18 protein-coding genes and 1 pseudogene are annotated in these 17,341 nt (G+C 52.3%); 4 read left to right on the top strand and 15 right to left on the bottom strand.

The features are described 5' to 3' along the window. Nucleotides 1-76: 76 nt before the first annotated feature. The 6 genes from infB to pip form a co-directional block, all read right to left on the bottom strand. On the bottom strand, nucleotides 77-2,599 hold the full coding sequence (infB, locus tag AB9F27_RS10555; RefSeq protein WP_335583896.1) for a translation initiation factor IF-2: 2,523 nt from the start codon (nucleotides 2,597-2,599) through the stop codon (nucleotides 77-79). Beyond that, nucleotides 2,596-3,228: an RNA-binding protein gene (locus AB9F27_RS10550; RefSeq protein WP_335583897.1), complete on the bottom strand. Its 633-nt coding sequence runs from the start codon at nucleotides 3,226-3,228 to the stop codon at nucleotides 2,596-2,598. The genes infB and AB9F27_RS10550 overlap by 4 nt, the downstream gene beginning before the upstream one ends. An 18-nt stretch (nucleotides 3,229-3,246) precedes the next feature. Then, nucleotides 3,247-4,866 (bottom strand): transcription termination factor NusA, encoded by a 1,620-nt coding sequence (gene nusA / locus AB9F27_RS10545; protein WP_335583898.1) that lies wholly within the window; start codon nucleotides 4,864-4,866, stop codon nucleotides 3,247-3,249. Nucleotides 4,867-4,868: 2 nt separating this feature from the next. After that, entirely contained in the window at nucleotides 4,869-5,396 is a 528-nt protein-coding gene (gene rimP, locus AB9F27_RS10540) for a ribosome maturation factor RimP (RefSeq protein ID WP_369755443.1), read from the bottom strand. A gap of 210 nt (nucleotides 5,397-5,606) precedes the next feature. Next, a complete protein-coding gene (locus AB9F27_RS10535) occupies nucleotides 5,607-6,227 on the bottom strand; it encodes a class I SAM-dependent methyltransferase (protein WP_335583900.1) in 621 nt (206 codons plus the stop codon). Nucleotides 6,228-6,301: 74 nt separating this feature from the next. After that, nucleotides 6,302-7,291 (bottom strand): prolyl aminopeptidase, encoded by a 990-nt coding sequence (pip, locus tag AB9F27_RS10530; protein WP_335583901.1) that lies wholly within the window; start codon nucleotides 7,289-7,291, stop codon nucleotides 6,302-6,304. Between the two features lie 35 nt (nucleotides 7,292-7,326). On the opposite strand from pip, the gene ubiG reads away from it, so the two are divergent. Further along, entirely contained in the window at nucleotides 7,327-8,106 is a 780-nt protein-coding gene (ubiG, locus tag AB9F27_RS10525) for a bifunctional 2-polyprenyl-6-hydroxyphenol methylase/3-demethylubiquinol 3-O-methyltransferase UbiG (protein WP_369757708.1), read from the top strand. On the opposite strand, the gene AB9F27_RS10520 is transcribed toward ubiG, so the two are convergent. The 5 genes and pseudogenes from AB9F27_RS10520 to AB9F27_RS10500 all read right to left on the bottom strand — a co-directional run. Further along, nucleotides 8,103-8,546: a MarR family transcriptional regulator gene (locus AB9F27_RS10520; RefSeq protein ID WP_335583902.1), complete on the bottom strand. Its 444-nt coding sequence runs from the start codon at nucleotides 8,544-8,546 to the stop codon at nucleotides 8,103-8,105. The two genes, ubiG and AB9F27_RS10520, sit on opposite strands and share 4 nt — an antisense overlap. Beyond that, nucleotides 8,543-9,373 (bottom strand): carbon-nitrogen hydrolase family protein, encoded by an 831-nt coding sequence (locus AB9F27_RS10515; RefSeq protein WP_335583903.1) that lies wholly within the window; start codon nucleotides 9,371-9,373, stop codon nucleotides 8,543-8,545. Before AB9F27_RS10515 ends, AB9F27_RS10520 begins: the two co-directional genes overlap by 4 nt. Continuing rightward, nucleotides 9,374-9,631 (bottom strand): glutaredoxin 3, encoded by a 258-nt coding sequence (gene grxC, locus AB9F27_RS10510; RefSeq protein WP_039002835.1) that lies wholly within the window; start codon nucleotides 9,629-9,631, stop codon nucleotides 9,374-9,376. A 34-nt stretch (nucleotides 9,632-9,665) separates the two neighbouring features. Then, complete coding sequence (locus tag AB9F27_RS10505; RefSeq protein WP_335584053.1) at nucleotides 9,666-10,151, bottom strand: phosphoribosyltransferase family protein; 486 nt, start codon at nucleotides 10,149-10,151, stop codon at nucleotides 9,666-9,668. 54 nt (nucleotides 10,152-10,205) lie between these two features. Beyond that, a pseudogene (locus AB9F27_RS10500) lies at nucleotides 10,206-10,385 on the bottom strand (double zinc ribbon domain-containing protein); the annotation flags it as partial. A 43-nt stretch (nucleotides 10,386-10,428) separates the two neighbouring features. Here AB9F27_RS10500 and AB9F27_RS10495 point away from each other — a divergent pair. After that, nucleotides 10,429-11,259 (top strand): SAM-dependent methyltransferase, encoded by an 831-nt coding sequence (locus AB9F27_RS10495; protein ID WP_335583904.1) that lies wholly within the window; start codon nucleotides 10,429-10,431, stop codon nucleotides 11,257-11,259. A gap of 78 nt (nucleotides 11,260-11,337) precedes the next feature. After that, on the top strand, nucleotides 11,338-12,366 hold the full coding sequence (hemH, locus tag AB9F27_RS10490; protein ID WP_335583905.1) for a ferrochelatase: 1,029 nt from the start codon (nucleotides 11,338-11,340) through the stop codon (nucleotides 12,364-12,366). 60 nt (nucleotides 12,367-12,426) lie between these two features. Here the strand turns inward: hemH and AB9F27_RS10485 are convergent, their stop codons facing one another. Further along, on the bottom strand, nucleotides 12,427-13,017 hold the full coding sequence (locus AB9F27_RS10485) for a L,D-transpeptidase (RefSeq protein ID WP_039002839.1): 591 nt from the start codon (nucleotides 13,015-13,017) through the stop codon (nucleotides 12,427-12,429). Between the two features lie 156 nt (nucleotides 13,018-13,173). Between AB9F27_RS10485 and AB9F27_RS10480 the strand changes: the two genes are divergently transcribed. After that, nucleotides 13,174-13,719 carry a CAP domain-containing protein gene (locus AB9F27_RS10480; protein WP_335583906.1) on the top strand — a complete coding sequence of 182 codons (546 nt, stop codon included), beginning with the start codon at nucleotides 13,174-13,176 and terminating at the stop codon, nucleotides 13,717-13,719. On the opposite strand, the gene AB9F27_RS10475 is transcribed toward AB9F27_RS10480, so the two are convergent. From AB9F27_RS10475 to AB9F27_RS10465, 3 genes are all read right to left on the bottom strand, one after another. Further along, complete coding sequence (locus AB9F27_RS10475) at nucleotides 13,716-14,210, bottom strand: L,D-transpeptidase family protein (protein WP_335583907.1); 495 nt, start codon at nucleotides 14,208-14,210, stop codon at nucleotides 13,716-13,718. The two genes, AB9F27_RS10480 and AB9F27_RS10475, sit on opposite strands and share 4 nt — an antisense overlap. 65 nt (nucleotides 14,211-14,275) lie before the next feature. Continuing rightward, on the bottom strand, nucleotides 14,276-15,496 hold the full coding sequence (locus tag AB9F27_RS10470; RefSeq protein ID WP_335583908.1) for a class I SAM-dependent RNA methyltransferase: 1,221 nt from the start codon (nucleotides 15,494-15,496) through the stop codon (nucleotides 14,276-14,278). Beyond that, nucleotides 15,493-17,325, bottom strand: coding sequence for an ABC transporter ATP-binding protein (locus tag AB9F27_RS10465; protein ID WP_335583909.1), 1,833 nt, complete (start codon nucleotides 17,323-17,325; stop codon nucleotides 15,493-15,495). The genes AB9F27_RS10470 and AB9F27_RS10465 overlap by 4 nt, the downstream gene beginning before the upstream one ends. Between the last annotated feature and the right edge of the window lie 16 nt (nucleotides 17,326-17,341).

Raw genomic sequence — 17,341 nt, 5'->3', positions numbered from 1 at the left:
CACGCAGACACATCCAGACATAAAAAAGGGCCGATCAACTCAATGATCGGCCCTTAAGTTTTGGTTACAACAAGCACTAGGCGAGGTTGCGTTCAACTGTTTCGCGCTCAAAGATCTCGATAACATCGTCAGGACGAATGTCTTCGTAAGCTTCAAATGCCATACCGCATTCTTGGCCCGAAGTAACTTCTTTGACTTCGTCCTTGAAACGTTTCAGCGTTTTCAGCGTACCTTCGTGGATCACAATGTTGTCGCGCAGCAAGCGAACGCCTGCGGAGCGGCGTGCGACGCCTTCGGTAACGATACAACCCGCAACGCGGCCAATGCCAGTAACCTTGAAGACCTCTTTGATCGACGCATACCCAATAAACTTTTCGCGAATTTCCGCAGAAAGAAGACCAGAGGCAGCAGCTTTAACATCGTCCACAAGATCGTAGATTACCGAATAGTACCGGATCTCGACGCCCTTTTGGTTCGCAGAATTGCGAGCCGATGCGTTTGCACGCACGTTAAAGCCAATAACCGGTGCGCCGGAAGCTTCAGCCAAACCGATATCTGATTCCGTGATCGCGCCAACACCAGAGTGCAGAACACGAACCCGAACTTCATCGTTGCCGATTTTTTCCATGGCTTGAACGATTGCCTCTGCCGAACCCTGAACATCGGTTTTCACCAAGATCGGAAGCTCGGAAACGCTCTTGTCGTCTTTTGCCTTCGCCATAAGTTGCTCAAGAGTTGTCGCGGCACCAACGGCGGCGCGCTGCTCTTTAGCGGCATGGGCACGGTAATCTGCGATTTCACGCGCCTGAGCTTCAGTCTCAACAACATTCAAAACATCGCCAGCCTCTGGTGTTCCGTTGAGGCCAAGAACCTCGACAGGAACCGAAGGTCCAGCTTCTTTGATACGATCGCCTTTGTCATCCATAAGGGCGCGTACGCGACCCCATTGTTCACCAACAACAAAGATATCACCCTGACGCAAAGTTCCGTTTTGAACCAGAACCGTCGCAACTGGACCACGTCCAACGTCAAGCTGAGCCTCAATAACCGCACCAGTCGCCGAGCGTTTTGGGTTGGCTTTGAGGTCAAGAATTTCCGCTTGCAGCGAAATCGCCTCAAGCAAATCATCAAGGCCCGTTCCATTGATGGCCGAAACCTCAACGTCTTGTACGTCACCAGACATTTTCTCGACGATAACTTCGTGTTGCAGCAAAGCGACACGCACTTTGTCTGGATCTGCATCCGGACGGTCGATTTTGTTGATGGCAACAATCATCGGCACACCCGCCGCTTTCGCGTGATGAATGGCTTCGATTGTTTGTGGCATAACAGCATCGTCAGCTGCGACCACAAGGATAACGATATCCGTCACTTGTGCACCGCGCGAACGCATGGATGTAAAGGCCGCGTGACCAGGCGTGTCGAGGAAACTCATCAACGAGCCGTCTTCGGCCGTAACCTGATAAGCCCCAATATGTTGGGTAATCCCACCAGCTTCACCAGCCACAACTTTAGACTTCCGGATCGCGTCAAGAAGCGACGTCTTACCGTGGTCAACGTGACCCATAACCGTAATGACTGGAGGGCGCGCAACCAGATCGGCCTCATCATCCACAACTGCCGCGATGACGTCTTCCACGTCAGATGCAGACACGCGCACGATTTTGTGGCCAAACTCTTCGATGATCAACTCGGCTGTATCCGCATCAATGGTTTGATTTTGCGTTACCATCATGCCCATTTTCATAAGCGATTTCACAACTTCGCCGACGCGTTCGGCCATACGGTTCGCCAGTTCGGAAACAACGATTGCCTCAGGAACTTTAACATCGCGCACAATTTTCTCGCGCTCGACTTGACCGCCCATTGCTTTTTGACGCGCGCGCTCTTGCTTGCGCTTCATCGATGCCATGGAGCGATGACGATTGTCACCACCACGAAGCGCTTGATTTAGCGTCAGTTTGCCCGAGCGACGTTTGTCTTCAGCGGCCTTCGCTGCTGGCTTGTCGGCGCGGTTATCGCGATCCGTCTTGCGCGGTGCAGAGAATGGACGCGCCGGAGCCCCACGATGGGTGTTCGTCGTGTCCGTAGCTTCTCCCGCGGGAGTTGCCGCCGCACGTGGCGTAGGCTTAGCCGCTTGCGCAGCGCTTTCAGCACGCTCTTTCGCGATTTCCGCTTCTTTCTTGATGCGGTCCTCTTCAGCTGCTTTTTCTTTGATCCGCTCTTCGCGTTCCCGCTCTTCAGCTTCTTTGGCGTCGATATCCGCACGACGTTTGGCGCGCTCTTCAGCGCGAGCCAGTTCGTCGGCTTCGCGTTTCGCTGCGTCTTCAACTTCGCGGGCTTTCGCGAGTTTCAACGCCGCAAGACGACGGTCCATTTCGACATCAGAGATGCCTGCGGGACGCCGTGAAGGATCCCCTACAGACGCGCTGCTTACATTTGCTTTACCTGCACCAGGTTTTGGCACGACAACGCGTTTGCGTTTCGTTTCCACAACAACGTTTTTGGTGCGTCCGTGGCTAAAGCTCTGCTTTACGTTTCCAGGACGTCCTGCGCCAGTGCGCAGACCCAGTGTTTTTTTGCCGTCACTATCGCTCATGTGGTCTTCGTACCCTTCTCGGTGGATATTCCACCGCCATTTGCGCGCACGCCTCTAAGGCGTTTGGCTTCCTCTACCGCACTTTTGGTGAGTCCACCAGTCGCAAGCGCGCCATGTATCACAATTTCCCGTCCAAAGGCCATTCCCAATTCATGTGCCGTAAGCATATCAATATAGAGATCGCGATCGTGCGGGGGGCGGAGCTTGGATTTTCCGCGCTCTGACCCGTCTGAAGCCTGAATCAAAACCGAAGCTCTTTCGGTCTCAAGCCAGCCTTTAACTTTTTCATATCCTGTCACAGCCCGGCCAGCCTTGCGTGCCAGCGAGATGTGATCCACCAGCCGCCGCACAAGTGCCGCTTCGATGTCTTCTACTAGAGTTTCTGGCACCACGACCGCCTGTTTGGCGGCACGGGCAAAAAGCCCTTTTTTCATTGCCAATGCCAACGCCTTGCGGTCAGAAAGAACCCAGATTCCACGGCCGGGCAATTTACCCGAAATATCCGCATAGATCTTGTTTTCCGGGCCCACAACAAAGCGGATCATCCCGCCCTTGGGCTGAACCTCACCTGTTGCGATACATCGCCGTTCGGGGTTTTCCCGTTCGTTTTTTCGACCGCCGCGCGCCATTTGCGAAATCCGAAGCCCTTAAGCCTCGGCCTCCTCTTCTGAATCATCCGCATCATCTTCGCCTTCTTCAGTAGCGAGATCAGCAGGATCAACCCAACCCAATGTAATCCGAGCCGTCATTACAAGCTTTTGTGCTTCTTCGAGCGACATGTCGAAAGGTTCAAGAACACCTTCGTCTTTCTTACGCTCGCCGTTCTCGGTCGTCCAGCCACCGGCCAGTTCCCAATCCGCACAAGTTGCGAAGTCTTCGAGGGTTTTGACACCGTCCTGCGCAAGCGCAAGGATCATTTGGGGTGTCAAACCGTCAAATTCAATAAGCGATTCCTCAACACCCAACTCACGTGCCGTATCGAGCGCTTTTTTGCTGGCCGCTTCGAGATAATCCCGTGCCCGCGCTTGAAGTTCGCTCGACGTATCTTCGTCGATGCCTTCGATCACGGTCAACTCGCTGACGTCCACATAGGCAACCTCTTCGAGGTTCGTAAAGCCTTCAGACACCAAGAGCTGGGCAAAGAATTCGTCCAGATCAAGCGCTTCCATAAAGAGACCGGTGCGCGCTGCAAATTCTTTCTGACGGCGTTCGGATTCTTCGGTTTCCGTTAGAATGTCGATGTCCAAGCCGGTAAGTTGGCTCGCAAGACGCACATTTTGACCACGACGCCCAATCGCCAAGGAAAGCTGCTCATCAGGCACAACAACCTCAATGCGCTCGGCTTCTTCGTCGAGAACAACCTTGGTAACTTCGGCTGGCTGCAACGCATTCACAAGGAAAGTTGGCGCGTCTTCATTCCAAGGAATGATGTCGATTTTCTCGCCCTGAAGCTCGTTTACAACAGCCTGAACACGGCTACCGCGCATACCCACACAGGCCCCAACAGGGTCGATGGAGTTATCATGCGAGATCACAGCGATTTTCGCACGCGAACCTGGGTCACGCGCAACGGCTTTGATTTCAATGATACCGTCGTAAATCTCTGGAACTTCCATTTTGAACAGTTCCGCCATGAATTGGGGGTCTGTCCGGCTGAGGAAAATCTGAGGCCCACGCACTTCGCGACGCACATCCTTGATGTAGCAACGAATACGGTCGTTCGGGCGATAGCTCTCGCGGCCGATTTTCTCGTTGCGACGCAAAATGCCTTCGCCAGCACCCACATCCACGATGACGTTGCCGTATTCTTCGCGCTTAACAACACCATTGATGATGGTACCAGCACGGTCTTTGAATTCTTCGAACTGACGATCACGCTCGGCTTCGCGAACCTTTTGCAGGATCACTTGCTTGGCGGATTGCGCCGCGATGCGGCCCATTTCTACGGGGGGCACTTCGTCGATAATTTCGTTGCCAATTTCTGGCGCTTCTAGAAATTCACGTGCTTGCGCAACGGTCACTTCGGCTTGGTGGTTTTCCACCATATCGTCGGCAACAACTGTGCGAACACGGGTAAACTTGGACCGGCCTGTTTTACGATCGATGTGAACACGAATGTCCATTTCGGCGCCATAACGAGATTTCGCCGCACGAGCCAAAGATTCTTCAAGCGCCTGAACAACCAGTTCAGGATCGATCATCTTTTCGCGTGCAACCGCATCGGCGGTTTGCAAAAGCTCTAGCTGGTTGGCTGAAGTAATTGCCATGTCTACTGCTCCTCGGAAACGTCAGTTTCAGTTTCAATCTCGTCAAAATCGTTTTCGTTCACGATGCCCGCAGCTTTACGCTGCTTGAGCATTTCCGTAATCAACTCATCCGTCAGAATAAGCTTGGCATCAGCCAACCACTCAAACTTCAGGCCAATTGTGCCTTCAGTGACGGTGATCAAAACCTCGCCATCTGCCGTACCGGCCAGAATACCCTTAAAGCGACGACGGCCATCAATGGCATCGGTCAATTCAAGCTTGGCCTCATAGCCGTTCCAAAGGTCGAAATCTTTCAAACGTGTCAAAGGACGATCAATACCGGGGCTGGAAACTTCAAGCGCGTAAACGCCATCAATCGGGTCTTCCACGTCCAAAGTCGCCGAAACCTCGGTCGAAACTTTGGCGCAATCGTCCACTTCCATGCTGCCGTCTGCCTTTTGAGCCATAATTTGCAGCGTTTTTTCGTCGCCACCCATCAACCGTACGCGCACCAATTCATACCCCAAGTCTTCGATGACGGGTTGAATCATGCCGGCGAGACGGCGATCAATCGCGGAACTTGCAACGAGATCAGACAATTTGGCTCCTTGATGTTAGACACAAAAAAACGGGCTGCGCGGCCCGTTGTGAAGTTCGGTGGGCATCAAGTTTGGAACTTAACGCGCCGCTGTTGAGAGCCATATACGCAGGTTTATCTGAGTCTGCAAGGCCTTCCTTGCAGAACTCAACTTTCAAGCGAATTAAGCCGGTTTTTGCGCTATGATAAAAACCACGCCTTTTTTCGGCTCCCACAACTCAACAACCTCAAACCCAGCCTCTTCGTGCATTTTTTTAAGGTACGCGGTGTCAAAGAACTGAAGGGGCGGTAGGAGCCCAATAAGCATACCCGCTTGCATCACTGGCTTCATGACGCGGTTCATATTCTTTAGACTCGCCGAACTCGACACAATCATTCCACCGGGCTTGAGCAAATCATAAACGTGGCCAATCACCTCTTTATGGTTAGGCAAAAGATGCAAAATATTCATTGCCAAAACCATGTCAACTGAATTGGGTTGGCGCGAAATCGAATCAATCGGCTCGCACGTAAAGGTGAGGTTTTTCAATCCAGACCCTTTGAGTTTTCCCTTGGCAATCGCCACCATGTTTTTGGAAAAATCCACACCTTCATATGTCTTCACAAGTGGCGCGTGCAAAAGAGCGGTCGACCCTGTCCCGCACCCGATTTCCAAGACATCCATGCCAGCGCGGAAACATGCGCGCGTTTTTTCAAGCTTTTTTTGATAGGACGCTTCGTCCGAAATCGGGGACTTGGCATAGTTTTTCGCCATGATATTCCAAAAACCTGCGCCTGCGGCCATGTGATAGCTCCAAAATATAATAAATACTCGTTATAAATAAGCTGCTTAGTAAGAAGTTCAAGATAGAGATCTGCCTAGAGGCCAAGCATTGCTTTTTGTGGTCCCAAACCATGCATAACCCGAGTTAAAGCCCGCGTAATCTCTGGCTCTGACATCGCGTGTCCAGCCATCGCAACCATGGTCAATTCGCACTTGGGCAACCGCGCGGCGATACGTTGTGCCGCCTCTGGGGGGCAAACCATATCCTGTCGCCCTTGAACGATTGAAACACCAATATGATCGATTTTCGACAAATCACGCTCAATTTGCCCGTCAATTTCAAGGAACCCTTTGTTCATGAAATAATGGTTCTCGAGCCGCGCAAAAGCGCGCGCATACTCTCCGGGTGCGCCACCAGAAGTCCCGTTAGAGCGGATTGTCGCGAGTGAATTTTCCCAAGCAGCCCATTCTTGAGCGTATTTCGTTTGAACCGCCATATCGTCGCCAAAGAGTCGTCGATGGTAGGCTGCGATCATATCGCCACGCTCTTCTTGGGGGATAATCCGCTCAAAGGCGTCCCAAGCTTCGGGGTAAAAACGCGCAGCACCGCCTCCATAAAACCAATCAAGTTCGCGCTGCGTTGAGAGATAAACCCCTCGCAACACAAGATAAGCAGCGCTCTGAGGGTGGGTTTGGGCATAAATCAACGCCAAGGTCGCCCCCCAACTGCCACCAAATACGATCCAGCGTGAAATACCCAGCGCGGTGCGGATCTTCTCCATGTCGCTGACCAAGTCCCAAGTCGTGTTATTTTCAACCGAGGCAAACGGGCGCGACCGGCCACAACCGCGCTGATCAAACAGGATAATCCGATAGACAGAAGGATCAAAAAACCGCCGCATCATCGGCGAACATCCCCCACCGGGGCCGCCATGCAGAACCACAACAGGCACCCCAACAGGGTTGCCGCACTGTTCGACATATATTTCATGTCCATCACCGACATCCAACTTTTGCCGATGAAACGGTTCAATCGGCGGAAATAGATAGTCGGATGCGCTGTTTTGGCCTGAGATTCTGTCCATAGATTGACTATATAGTTGCAGGAGCCGCCTTGCCCATGGCAAATCGCATGAAATCCTTGGAGGGACATATGGAAACCGCCACCAACACCATCGATCCAAATGAAGTCGCCAAATTTGAAGCCATGGCCACCGAATGGTGGGACCCAAACGGGAAATTCAAACCCCTGCATATGCTCAACCCCTGTCGGCTTGATTACATCACGCGTCAAATCGGTGCGGAATTTGATCGGGATTTAACACAGGACCTGCCCTTCGCGGGCTTGCGGATTTTGGACATCGGCTGTGGCGGCGGGCTTTTGTCAGAGCCCATGGCGCGCCTTGGCGCGACTGTGGTCGGTGCGGATGCCGCCGCGGGAAATATCCCCGTTGCACAGGTTCACGCCCAAGCCCAAGGCCTTGCCATAGATTATCGCCACACGACGGCCGAAGCGATAGCCGACGCTGGCGAAACATTCGACGTCGTCCTCAATATGGAAGTTGTCGAGCACGTGGCCGACCCACAAGGATTTCTCAGAGCCTGTCATTCGCTGCTTAAACCGGGAGGTTTGATGCTCTGCTCTACGATCAACCGCAATCCGAAAAGTTTCCTGATGGCAATTGTCGGCGCCGAACACATCATGCGTTGGCTGCCTAAAGGGACCCATGAGTTTAGTAAATTCATCACACCAGATGAGCTTTACAAATTAATCGAAGGCGCGAACCTATCGCCGGTCGATCGCAAGGGTTTCGTTTTTAACCCGATTTTGTGGACATGGTCGCTTTCGGACAAAGACCTCTCGGTCAACTATGTGACCGCAAGCGTTAAACCCGTCTAGCTTTCGTCGCTCAACCGGACGCGTAATTCGCGCAGAATCGGAAGAGCGGCGCGCACTCGTTCAACTCCAAGGTCACCAACCAATCCGGCGACCGATGGAGCAATGGCGGTAAGTGCGGCTTCGCAGGCGCGTTTACCCGATGGGCTGATCGCCACGAATTTACGACGAGCATCATCCCAGTCAGGGCGAATATGCACATGTCCTGCGGCTTCTAGCTTCCTCAAAGTATTGGACATCGCGCCGCGCGTGACGGAAAACGATTTGGCCAATTGTGCGGGCGAGCGTTCGCCACTTACATGCGATAAATGATTGAGGACAGTGAAGTGCGACAGCTCCATCCCACGGGGTAACGCCTTGGCGAGACGGCTGCGCGCTAGCTGGTCAGCCATGAAAATCTCGCTAAATAGAGATATTGCCAAGGAATTGTTAGAGTCGTTCATGTGGGGTTTGTAAACGCCACGTCATTGTTTAGCGAGGGAATTTTGCGCCTCATCTCATCAACTTGGCTCAAATCAATATCCACAATCGTAACGCCAGCCTCGTCCCCGGCATCCGCAAGAACCTCACCCCATGGCGAAACCACGAGCGAATGCCCATAGGTTTTACGCTTGGAGCCATTCGATTGCAGGTGATCGCCACATTGCGCTACGGCAATGATGAAACAGCCTGTCTCGATGGCCCGCGCGCGCAACAAAACATGCCAATGCGCCGCGCCAGAAACAGTCGAAAATGCCGCAGGTTGAAGGATGATTTTCGCACCCGCTTTCGCTAATGCGCGATGCAAATGCGCGAAACGAACGTCATAGCAAATCGTCAGACCCATCCCGCCAAAATCTGTATTGGCAACGACGGCCCGATCACCCGGACGGTAACCTGCGCTTTCTTTGTAGGTTTCGGTCGGTGAAATCTCGACATCAAACATGTGGATTTTATCATATCGCGCGACAATTTCACCCTGTGGGTTGATCAAAAACGAGCGATTGGCAAAGCGCGTCTCATCGGGAAGTTTTATCCCAAGCGACCCAATGGAAATCCAAACCCCTGCATTTCTGGCTTCCTGTTGGAGCGCGGCAAGGGTGATATCATCCTCTTCGAACTGCAAAACAGCGACCTGATGCGCCCGCGAATTTGAAACACAATTCGTAACTTCGGGTGTGGCAATGAACTCGGCCCCTTGCGCAATTGCTTGTCGGACAAATCCCACCGTCTCCGGCAAATTATTCACCGGAGTATCGTTTGAATTTAGCTGGCAAAGGGCGATGCGCATTTAGCTGGCCAAAAGCGCGTCAAGTTTGCCGCCCTGCTCTAGCGCGAAGAGATCGTCACAACCTCCGACATGGGTTTCGCCCACGAAAATTTGCGGCACCGTACGGCCACCGTTGGCTCGTTGAATCATTTCCTGACGTTTTGCCGGATCGCGCGCCACGTCAAATTCGATAAATGTAATGGATTTGCTGGACAAAAGCCGCTTGGCAGCATGACAAAATCCACAAGTGTTTTTAGTGTATAGCTCGACGGTCTTCATGATATTTCCCTCGTTTTCGGAACTATACAGACACTTAGGTATCCTGTGCAACGCGCGCTAGGGTTATTACATTTACCTCGCAAGCCTGTGATGCGAAACAGGCCCTTGCCGCCGCGTCAAAGGTTGCCCCTGTGGTCAAAACATCGTCCACCAGCAGGATCGGACGTCCATCAATCAAATGTTGCCGTTTCGGATTTACAGCAATCGCCCCGCTGACAGTAGCATTGCGTTCCTTGGGGCTAAGCCCGTCCAAACTCACTGTTCGGCGCATGCGCTTAAGCAGGTCGGGGCAATGCTCCAATCCCAGCTGGGTGGCGATCCCGCGCGACAAAAGCGCCGACTGATTGTATCGCCGCTTCAGAAATCGAGACCAATGTAGGGGAATTGGCACAACAATTGTATCCTCGTCAACTATACCCTCTGCCGCCCGTGCCATCCACTTTGAGGCAGGTGCGGCAAGTTCTTGACGATCTCCATGCTTCAATCCAAGAACCAGCTTGCGGCCAGTGTCTCTATACACAAATGCCGCACGACCCCGATCCCAAACATGTGGATGATCGCGGCATCCGTCACACTGCAAAATTTCGTCTGGTGCACTGTCGCCAAGAAGGGGCACCCCACAACAATCGCAAATTGTGCCCGTAATGAAATGCGTATCTCGCCAACATGATCCACACAGCGCCCCCTCGGAATCGACAAGATCCCCACAAGAAATGCATTGAGATGGGTAGAACAGGCGCACAGGACTTTGCATTTCATCAAAACCTTTCTAAATTGCGCACAGCAAAGGACGCCAAATGACCAACACACCCCCAAAACTTACCGACACCAAAGCTCTCGCCCTGCATCGCAATCGCATCCGAGGAACGGACGCCTTGTTTTTGCAACAAGTGGCCGCCGATGAGATTGAGGAGAGACTGAGTGAGGTTAACAGATCGTTTACAAACCCCGCTTTGGTGACGGGATTCCCGCAAATTTGGGAAAAAATACTCCCAAACGCAAAAATAGTACCCGAAGAGGACGTTTTAGCGCTGGAGGTTGGTGCTCATGATTTGGTAATTCATGCCATGGGGCTGCATTGGGCGAACGATCTGGTGGGGCAGTTGGTGCAATGTCGCCGTGGGTTGCGGGCTGATGGGCTGTTCCTTGGGGCGATGTTTGGCGGGCAAACACTTTCCGAGTTGCGCTCAGTTTGGGCCGAAGTTGAGACGAAATTGACGGGCGGGCTGTCGCCTCGCGTTGCGCCCATGGCGGAAATTCGTGACTTGGGCGGCCTGCTACAACGCGCGGGCCTTGCGTTGCCAGTGGCGGATTGTGTCACAAAAACTGTGAGTTATAGGAACGCGCTCCATCTCATGCGGGATTTACGCGAGATGGCAGAAACAAACGCCCTTGAGCATCGCCACAAGCGGCCAATTACCAGACGCGAACTTGAAGCCGTAAACACGGCCTACGCCACGCACTTTCCTGCGGATTTTGGAAGGATTAGAGCCACATTTGAACTCGTGTTCCTTACGGGTTGGGCACCCGATGAAAGCCAGCAAAAACCGTTGCGACCTGGGTCTGCTCAGACGCGCCTTGCGGATGCCCTCAATACTGTAGAATTTGAGATACCGCGCAAGACATGAACCCTGCGACGAAATCACCGGATTGACCACGCATGTTAAAAACCTCATGTCTAGCCCAAGCGACAGGAGAGCCAGTAAATGAAACCAGCCAACCACCCATCCTTGCCGAGCCGTAAAATTGGCGTTTTAGTAGCCAACCTCGGGACGCCTGATAATTACGATTATTGGTCTATGCGCCGCTATCTATCGGAGTTCCTGTCGGACAAACGCGTGATCGACTACCCCGCGTGGAAGTGGCAGCCTTTGCTTCAAACCATTATCCTGACGAAACGCCCCTTTTCATCGGGCGCGGCGTATAAAAGTATTTGGAACCACGAAGCAAACGAAAGCCCGCTTCTGACGATCACCAAAAACCAGACAAAAGCCCTGAAACAGAGCCTGTCTGAGGCTTTTGGCGACACCGTTATGGTCGATTTCTGTATGCGATATGGCAATCCGTCGACTCAATCAAAAGTGGATGAAATGGTCGCCGCCGGATGCGACAAAATTCTATTCTTCCCACTCTATCCACAATACGCGGGCGCGACATCCGCAACCGCAAATGACGCGTTCTTTGCCGCCCTTGCCAAACAAGTTTGGCAACCTGCGGCCCGCACCGTTCCGGCCTATTTCGACCACCCTGAATACATTGAGGCTCTCGCAGGCTCGATTCGGCAAGCGTATGACATAATGGACAGGAAACCCGACATTTTACTCGCGTCGTATCATGGAATGCCCGAACGTTATTTGACACAGGGCGATCCCTACCATTGCCAATGCCAAAAAACGACACGCCTTCTAAGGGAGGCTTTAGGTTGGGACGAAAGCCAAATCATGACGACGTTTCAATCCAAGTTTGGCCCAGAGGAATGGCTTAAGCCAGCGACAGTCGAAGAGGTTGCGCGACAGGCGCAGTCGGGAAACAAAAGCATTGCAGTCATTGCACCCGCGTTTTCGGCGGATTGTATTGAAACCCTCGAAGAAATTAATGAGGAAATTAAGGAAGCTTTTGTTCACGCAGGCGGTGAAGGTTTCACTTATATTCCCTGCCTGAATGATGATACATCGCACATCGCCGCTCTTACAACGATCATTAAGGAAAACCTAGCAGGCTGGGTCACCAAATAAATAGAGGCAGAGAAAACTCTCTCTGCCTCTATGCCGTACATTACTCCTACCAAGAGAAACTTAAATCAACAGAACTTGAGTTCCATTCTTGGTCAGACCAAAAAGGGTCTCGATATTCTCATTATAGAGCCCAATGCAGCCGTTGGACGATTTCCGGCCAATTTTGCGTGTGTCTTGGGTGCCGTGAATACGGTAATACTGCCACGACAAATAGAGCGCATGCGTTCCGAGTGGATTATCAGGTCCAGGACCAATATAACGAGGCCATTCGGGGTTGCGCTTCAACATATTCGGCGTTGGCGACCAGCTTGGCCCATCAACTTTGCGGATAATGGACGTACGCCCAAGACGTGTGAGATCGTCCGATTGGGGCACAGATGTCGGGTACAATTTATAAACCGACAAATCCTCGGACCAGAAGTGCAAAGCCCGCGATTGTGTGTCGACCAGAATCGCTCCGTTGCGCGTGTCGGAAAAATATGGCCGCCAGTCGAGGGACCGGAAACTTGATATATTATGCCGTACCGTATCGTCAATTTCTGGTTCAACAGCGATTTGCGCATAGGCTGGCAACGCCAAACTGCCAGCAAGTGCGACCGAAGTACCGATGAAATTGCGACGGTTCACAAACTTATTCTTCTGTTCAGGCATACTTCGACTCACTTTTCTGTTCAGGTGCTATAATATGGCGCTAAAGTCGCAGTCGCAATTCAAACAAACGTCATCAGGCCAAAAATCGCTTAACTTCATTTGATTGCTTGGGAAATCGTTGCTAAAGACAGTGGATGTGAATTTGGGAAAAATGTCATGAAAATATCTGTGCTCATTGCGGCCGTTTCAATTGTTGCGCTCGGCGCATGCGAACCAACGAATGTGGTACGAATTGGAGCAGATGGTAAACCCCTTCCCCCAATTTATAAAGTACCAAGTTCAGGTGAAGTAGAGTTTACCGTTTTGGACTCTGTAAACTTGTTGCGCCAATCTTCCGGAGCAGCCCCCCTGAGCCTGGATTCCAAATTGACCGCGGCGGCTGCGACACATGCTCGTGACATGGCGGTTCAAAATCGCGCATGGCATTTCGGCTCTGATGGATCGTCACCGCTAGATCGCGTTGCGCGCACGGGATACAACGGAATTCTTGCCGGCGAGAATATTTCAGAGACATATGAAACCGAGCTAGAAACACTGTCCGCATGGATGGGCACCGCCGACAGTCGCCGCGTCATTCTGGATCCCGAAGCTAAGGACATGGGCTTTTCGTGGTACCAAGAACCAAGCGGTAAAATATGGTGGGCAATGGTGACGGGCCGCAATAGTTTCGGCTCAATCAATTATACATTCGCCGAAAATTAAGGGGCGACGGTGATTACAGTGTTGAGTTTTACCATCCGGTAAATCTCGACCATTTCTTGATTAGAGACCGAGATACAGCCCCAAGTCCAATCGGTTCCGCGGAAATTTTTGTTGCGACTCTCGCCATGGATAAAAATATCACCACCGGGACTTTTGCCTTGAGCACGCGCTTCAGCGACATCTTTTACATTCGGATAGCTTAGTCCAATCGACAAATAGAAATCGCTATTGGGATTCCGGCGATCGATGCGGTACGCACCTTCTGGCGTTTTGCCGTCGCCCTCAAACTCTTTGTCACCGATGGGCGCGAAACCTAAGTCGATATTGTAAGACTTGAGGATTTTGCCATTATTCAAAAGGAACATTTTTCGCGCGTCTTTGTAGACCGCAATGCGGGTAACTTCTGGGCCAGTATACGGTTGGACCGCGCTGGAACAGCCTGCCAAAATCAATACCACTACGCCTAAAAGCGCAAAGATCACTGCCCGCATTTTTTTGCCTACTCGTTCTTCTTTTCTTTGCTGATACTACAAATTTTGCGCAACGCAAAGCCTTCCTATGCGCGCCGCTTCGAAAATTTTGCAACAATTTCCACGTGGGGCGACCACCGAAATTGATCCACAACTTGAACCCAATCTATCTCGTACCCAGCGTTTTTGAGAACTACTGCATCGCGTGCAAAGCTCACGGGATTACATGAAACCATCGCGATCGCTTTCACACCGCTTACCGCGACCTCGGCAATCTGAGCCTCTGCACCGGCTCGAGGAGGGTCGATAACGACCGCATCAAAACCCTTAAATTCATCTGGCAAAAGGGGCCGCCGAAAAAGGTCGCGCGCTTCGGTTGTAACGTGCTTTAGCCCTGTCGCGAATCGCCACCCTTGATCCAAGGCAGCGACCATTTCTGCGTCGCCTTCAACAGCATGAACTTCAGCTATCTTCGCGACCGGAAGAGAAAACGTGCCGCAACCGGAAAACAGATCAAGCACGCGCTTGGAGCCAGAAACAATTTCTAACACAGCAGAAACCAATGCTTTTTCACCTTCGCTCGTCGCCTGAAGGAACGTACCGCCGGGAGGATTTACGCGCGCATTTCCAAACATTTGGATTGGTGCATTTATTTCGCAAACGATGTTATCGTCCCACGTGAGGCGCGCCAATTCATGACGGTTAGCGATCTGCGCGAACTCAACGCGGGCGGCCTCATCCAGTGGTTTGCCACCCTTCGCGACAACGTCAACACCGCCCAAAGACTGGGTAACAAGGAAGCTGATTTCGCCTTTGCGCGACGCACCGGCAACAGTTAATTCCGTTAACCCGGGTATGACTTTTTTGAGCGCCGGATCCAAAAGTTGGCAATTTGGGACCTCAATGATTGTCCCCGTCCCACTGGTATGAAAGCCAATCATTGCGCCATTTTTGGTTCGCTTGCCAGCCAGCCCAGCGCGCCGCCTGGATCCTGGAGGTGAGGTCTGAATGGGCCGAAATTCGGCTTCCAAGCCCTGCCCTTCCAAAGCTGTTTTCACGACGTCCTGTTTCCAATTTGCAACAAAATCATCCGACGCGTGCATTAAACTACACCCGCCACAGGACTTGTAGTGGCTGCAAATCGGCTTCACGCGGTCAGTAGAGGGAGTGAGGATTCGCGGCGTTGGCATCTTGCCATCAACGACATCACCCTCCACCACTTCTCCGGGCAAGGTCATGGGAACAAAAACGGGGCCTGCAGCGATGCCATCGCCCAAGTGTCCCAAACGTTCGATTGTTAATTTCACCTTGCCGTCTCCTCAATGCCGATAAATCCACCGGACTGTCGATTCCAAAACTGGGCGTACATCCCATTTTGCTCCAACAATTCCGAATGGGTTCCTTGCTCGACTACGCGCCCTTGATCAAGCACTATTATGCGGTCCATCTTTGCAATTGTCGAAAGGCGGTGGGCAATTGCCAACACGGTTTTACCCTCCATGACGTTTTCAAGCGCCGATTGAATGGCCGCCTCAACCTCAGAATCCAGCGCACTTGTCGCCTCGTCTAAAACCAAAATTGGCGCATCTTTCAAAATGGCTCGCGCCAAGGCCACGCGCTGACGTTGCCCCCCCGAGAGCTTCACGCCACGCTCCCCTAGGAATGCGCCATAGCCTTCCCGCCCTTTATAGTCGACGAGATCCTGAATAAATCCATGCGCTTCTGCCCGTTGGGCCGCATCGACAACCTCATGCTCGCCGGCATCAGGCTTGCCGTACATAATGTTATCCATGGCCGAGCGATTAAACATCGCTGTCTCTTGGGTCACCATACCAATTTGGCGCCGAAGGCTTTTCTGCGTCACTTTCGACAGGTCCTGCCCGTCAATCAAAACACGCCCCTTCTCAGGATCATAGAGCCGCAACAGCAAGGAAACCAACGTCGATTTCCCTGCCCCCGAAGCCCCGACAATCCCCAGCTTTTCGCCCGCGTGAATGGTAAGATTGGTCTTGGATATCCCGCCCGTTTTACCGCCATAGGCAAACGTCACGCCTTCAAATTGAATCTCTCCCCTTGGAACCGCGAGCTCTGTGGCGGTATCCGCATCAACCAACACTGGCCGCACAGTCAGCGTGTTCATCCCGTCTTCAATCTCTCCCACGTGGGAAAACACGCCCATTAACGTAAACGAAACCCAACCCGTCATTTGGGCAAACCGAATGGCCAAGGAACCGGTGGTGGCGATATCACCCGCGCTCGCGGTGCCCTGAGTCCAGAAAAACAGCGTGGCGCCAACCATCACAACGGGCAAAATACCTGCGATGATCATCAGTCCAAAACGAAATTGCGCAGAAAGATAGCCAAAGTGCGTGGCCTTTGCGCGAAACTCCTTCATCGCTTGGATCGCGGCACGATCTTCGTGATCAGCATGCGCAAATAATTTAACGGTTTTGATGTTTGAAATTGTATCAACAAGTTGCCCCGTGACCCCCGTGCGCGCGCCGGCGCGGGCGCGCGCACGCACCCTGACGCGTGGCAGAAAGTGTCGGAGAAACAACCAATACATGACAAGCCAAAGCCCAAATACCAATGTAATCCGGTAATCCACGTCGGTAATGACAACAGCAGCCCCAATCACAGAGGTTGCGGCGAACACTAATGTGTTGAGGGTTTCGACAACGACCTCTGTGATAGACCCCGCAGCCTGCATTTGCTTTTGGGAAATTCGACCGGCGAAATCATTGTCAAAAAAGGTCACGGTTTGACCCAAGGTCCAGCGGTTTAATCGCGTCAATACCTGTGTAAAAACCCCGGGAGCGATGACAACAGACTGCATGAGAGCCGATAGCCCCAATAGAATTGGCCGCAAAACGATTAGGAAGAGTAGCGCTATCAATAAAAGGCTGGAATTTCCGGAGAAAAAACTACTTGGATCTCCAGCGAGCGCAGCATCAATCACCATCCCCAAAAATAACGCGGTCGAAACCTCGGTAATCCCCGCCAAGGAGGAAATCCCCGCTCCAATACCCAGAGGTTTATAGCTACCGGACAAACACCAGTTAATGAATTTTCCGAGCTTCCGCGGAGGTGGTGAAGACGCTGGTGCGAAAGGGTCGATCATCTCATCAAGTTTCATTTTATTCCCAAATTAA

The organism is Falsihalocynthiibacter sp. CO-5D18 (assembly GCF_041205445.1).
In the GTDB taxonomy this organism is placed as follows: domain Bacteria; phylum Pseudomonadota; class Alphaproteobacteria; order Rhodobacterales; family Rhodobacteraceae; genus Falsihalocynthiibacter; species Falsihalocynthiibacter arcticus.
This window is presented reverse-complemented; position numbering and strand designations above follow the sequence as displayed.

Coding starts and splice junctions, on each gene's coding strand:
- infB (WP_335583896.1), bottom strand. CDS start 2,599: ATGAGCGATAGTGACGGCAAAAAAACACTGGGTCTGCGCACTGGCGCA.
- AB9F27_RS10550 (WP_335583897.1), bottom strand. CDS start 3,228: ATGGCGCGCGGCGGTCGAAAAAACGAACGGGAAAACCCCGAACGGCGA.
- nusA (WP_335583898.1), bottom strand. CDS start 4,866: ATGGCAATTACTTCAGCCAACCAGCTAGAGCTTTTGCAAACCGCCGAT.
- rimP (WP_369755443.1), bottom strand. CDS start 5,396: ATGATTCAACCCGTCATCGAAGACTTGGGGTATGAATTGGTGCGCGTA.
- AB9F27_RS10535 (WP_335583900.1), bottom strand. CDS start 6,227: ATGGCCGCAGGCGCAGGTTTTTGGAATATCATGGCGAAAAACTATGCC.
- pip (WP_335583901.1), bottom strand. CDS start 7,291: ATGGACAGAATCTCAGGCCAAAACAGCGCATCCGACTATCTATTTCCG.
- ubiG (WP_369757708.1), top strand. CDS start 7,327: ATGGCAAATCGCATGAAATCCTTGGAGGGACATATGGAAACCGCCACC.
- AB9F27_RS10520 (WP_335583902.1), bottom strand. CDS start 8,546: ATGAACGACTCTAACAATTCCTTGGCAATATCTCTATTTAGCGAGATT.
- AB9F27_RS10515 (WP_335583903.1), bottom strand. CDS start 9,373: ATGCGCATCGCCCTTTGCCAGCTAAATTCAAACGATACTCCGGTGAAT.
- grxC (WP_039002835.1), bottom strand. CDS start 9,631: ATGAAGACCGTCGAGCTATACACTAAAAACACTTGTGGATTTTGTCAT.
- AB9F27_RS10495 (WP_335583904.1), top strand. CDS start 10,429: ATGACCAACACACCCCCAAAACTTACCGACACCAAAGCTCTCGCCCTG.
- hemH (WP_335583905.1), top strand. CDS start 11,338: ATGAAACCAGCCAACCACCCATCCTTGCCGAGCCGTAAAATTGGCGTT.
- AB9F27_RS10485 (WP_039002839.1), bottom strand. CDS start 13,017: ATGCCTGAACAGAAGAATAAGTTTGTGAACCGTCGCAATTTCATCGGT.
- AB9F27_RS10480 (WP_335583906.1), top strand. CDS start 13,174: ATGAAAATATCTGTGCTCATTGCGGCCGTTTCAATTGTTGCGCTCGGC.
- AB9F27_RS10475 (WP_335583907.1), bottom strand. CDS start 14,210: ATGCGGGCAGTGATCTTTGCGCTTTTAGGCGTAGTGGTATTGATTTTG.
- AB9F27_RS10465 (WP_335583909.1), bottom strand. CDS start 17,325: ATGAAACTTGATGAGATGATCGACCCTTTCGCACCAGCGTCTTCACCA.